Source organism: Deltaproteobacteria bacterium (genome assembly GCA_030654105.1).
Lineage (GTDB): Bacteria > Desulfobacterota > SM23-61 > SM23-61 > SM23-61 > JAHJQK01.
Window position 1 is genome coordinate 1 of record JAURYC010000132.1, and the last position, 2,905, is coordinate 2,905.

Here is a 2,905-nt window from a genome sequence, read left to right on the forward strand (position 1 = left end):
CCGGTTTGATTGTGCCTATTTTTATCGAGGAATCCATGACTGATCCGTAAAAACCATTTGCCAAATTTTCAAACTCGATAATTCCCCCCTCCCCTACAAATCCGAATTTTTTCACAGCTTCGGGGAGGGTGAGGGTGGGGGTGTTAATAACTTGAGACTCGGAACTCGAAACTTCTTTTACTTTCAATTCGGTAAAAGGGAGCGGAGAGAATCCACGCCCCGCAAATAGAGCAGGTTCTCCTTGCTCCCTGTGCGTCTCACAATATTCTCCAGAGCGCGCCTTTTCTTGAGAAGCGCAGCTTTTTGCAGGTGATCAAAATTGGCCTTGGGCAGCTCGGCGACTTCCAGTACCCGGGCCCGGCGCGCCTCTTCCATAAGTTCCTGCCCTTGGGGAGTGCGCACGATGACCGTGTTCCAACCGGAGATGCCTTCCACTGCCCCCACGGAAAGATCCGTAAATTCTGCGGTCAGGTCCAAGCAAACGGTGCAAGTAGGCCGGGTGAATTGGCGGATCCTATCCAGGGAGATGGATTTTAAACCATCGGGCAACTCGATTTGAAAAACATTGGCCGGCGGGGGTGGAATATCCATTTTGCTGATTTGGGGTACGGGATAATCTCGCCTAAGAAAATTTAAAAATTCCTTATAAGAGAGCGCCCAAGTGCAGAAAAGGCCTATGACCAAGCTGAGCTTTTCGATGTGTTTCTTATTTTCCAGCGGGTTTAGGCGCATTTTCCCCAGGGCCAGAACCTGGCAGGGAATGCCCACGACTGCAATCCTTCGGCACGAATCCTGGGCCCCCTTGTTGAAAGCTTGCAAGGTGGGAGAAGCGACGTAATTGGAGCCGGCACAAGCCAATACTTGCCTTTTATTCTGGGCCAGTACTCCCGAGGAAAGGAGTTCTTTTTCTCTTTTGGTCAGGATGGCGGCATCGATCATTCCTTTTTTCAAAGCCAGCGCGATTAACGCGGATGTGGCGCCACCGTATTGGCTTTTGGCCAGGGTGGCTTTGTCCAGGGATTTCGCCATGACTACTTGCTGAAGAGTTCCCAGGGGGTCGCCCGGATATGGACTACCGCAAGTAAATTGATTGACTTCATCCAGATTCACGGGCGTCCGGGGACAGAAGGAATAACATCGTCCCTGCGCCAGGTTGCAATGGTCCATCAATACAATTCTTCCTTGGTAGGCCCGGAAGTACGGACAGAGCCCTACACAGGCCCCGCAGAGTGTGCACAAATCAGCTTTGATGACTTCTTTTTCCAGGTCTTGGGGACCCTTGATTACCGCACTCATTTTTTTATCCCTTTCTAATCCTCTACCTGACTGACCAGAATTGATCCTTGTCCTTGGGGGGCGGCCTAGGAGAGGAAGTATGGAAAACCTTAAAGGAAAAGGTTTGAATTAGCTTTATGGTATATTTTTTATTTTGTCAAATAAAAATTAGGTAATTGTCATTTAAGATTCAAAAGTGCCTACTTTTTAATCTTAAATCTTAAATGACAATTCCTAAAAAAATCTTGACAAAGAAATGGGGAATCTATAGAGTCATGGTCTACATTTTTCAAAAAAAATGAAAATTTGTCTACATTCATGATGAACCCCATTTTTCATGAAAGAGTCCAGCGGGGGCATTCCAAGCTGACCCGAAGCCAGGTAGCCCTGGCGCAATATATTTTACAGCATGGGGAAGAAGTTCCCTTTCTTTCCTCCGTAGAGTTAGGTAACAGAGTCCACGTCAGTGACGCCACAGTTACTCGATTCTGCATAGCCCTAGGGTACTCGGGCTATGCAGACCTGCAGGAGGATCTGCAGAAATGGCTCCAGATGAGATTGGCACCCTCCGAGCGCATGGAAAAGACTCCCCGTAAGAAAGGGAAGGATTTATATCTGGAGATCTTTAACCGCGATATTCAGAATCTAAAGGAAACCAGCGCTGAGCTCAGGCCGGAACAGTTCCGAGAAGTAATTCGAATCCTGAATCGGGCCCGGAAAGTTTTTATTGTTGGTTTGCGCAGTTCCTTCGGGTTGGCCGTCCTGGCCCATTCCCACTTCAGGTCGATCCGGAATGGAGTGACTCTGGTGGAATCCAACTGGGGCATGATGCCAGACCTCTTGGTCGATATCGAGCCTCCGGATGCGATGCTGGCGATCGGCTTCCCTCGTTATACTCGAGCGACCCTGGAGGTGGCTCGATACGCCAAGGGGCGGGGCTGCCAGGTTATTGCCATCACGGATAGTATCCTTTCCCCGCTCGCCCGCACTTCCGACTTCGTCATCCAGGCCAAGATTAGCGGTCTCGGATTTATCAACTTCTATACCAGTGCGGTCGCGATCATCAACTGTTTGTCGGCGGGGCTCTCCATGGCGAATCCCACAAGGTCGATCCAGACCCTCAAAACGATCGAGGGCGAGCTCAAAAAGTGGGAGATCTGGGCAGCTCAGAAGTTATGAAGGAAACACCAGCTCAAAAAATTCCCTTTGGACCTTATATTAATAGGCTGCGCTATCCTCCAGCCTTCAGAAAGGAGATGGAAAAATGAGGTTTACCTTTACGGAAGAGCAAAACAAGTTTCGTCAGGAGGTTCGCGATTTTCTGCAAGCCGAACTCCAGGCAGGTACCTTTGTGACTAAAAGTGGAGGGCTGGCCGAGGGGAATAATCAAGAATTCTCCAGGAAGATGGCCCAGAGAGGTTGGCTCGGCATGACCTGGCCGAAACAATATGGAGGGCAAGGATGCACCTACGTGGAGAAAGCCATCTTAATTGAAGAGCTATTCAAGGTTCAGGCGCCCGTGGCTTACCATTTCTTGGCCGATCGGCAGATCGGGCCGTCGATCATCCATTTTGGATCAGAATGGCAAAAAGAGCATTTCCTGCCGCGGTTCGTCCGGGCGGACGATAAC

General features: G+C 49.7%; 4 protein-coding genes. 2 read left to right on the plus strand and 2 right to left on the minus strand.

Features of this window, described 5'->3' with window-relative positions; genetic code table 11:
- Positions 1–187: hypothetical protein (locus Q7V48_05235; GenBank protein MDO9210138.1), on the minus strand; the 187-nt coding region annotated here is incomplete at its 3' end.
- Positions 184–1,296, minus strand: a complete 1,113-nt coding sequence (locus Q7V48_05240) for a Coenzyme F420 hydrogenase/dehydrogenase, beta subunit C-terminal domain (GenBank protein ID MDO9210139.1) — start codon at positions 1,294–1,296, stop codon at positions 184–186. The genes Q7V48_05235 and Q7V48_05240, both read right to left, overlap by 4 nt.
- A gap of 297 nt (positions 1,297–1,593) precedes the next feature.
- On the opposite strand from Q7V48_05240, the gene Q7V48_05245 reads away from it, so the two are divergent.
- Positions 1,594–2,454: a MurR/RpiR family transcriptional regulator gene (locus Q7V48_05245; protein MDO9210140.1), complete on the plus strand. Its 861-nt coding sequence runs from the start codon at positions 1,594–1,596 to the stop codon at positions 2,452–2,454.
- Between the two features lie 85 nt (positions 2,455–2,539).
- Positions 2,540–2,905, plus strand: a 366-nt coding sequence (locus tag Q7V48_05250; GenBank protein MDO9210141.1) for an acyl-CoA dehydrogenase family protein, incomplete at its 3' end; no start/stop codon positions are given.

What these genes read in the sequence shown, in the direction of transcription:
- Q7V48_05240 (MDO9210139.1), bottom strand. Translation starts at nt 1,296, where the DNA reads ATGAGTGCGGTAATCAAGGGTCCCCAAGACCTGGAAAAAGAAGTCATC.
- Q7V48_05245 (MDO9210140.1), top strand. Translation starts at nt 1,594, where the DNA reads ATGATGAACCCCATTTTTCATGAAAGAGTCCAGCGGGGGCATTCCAAG.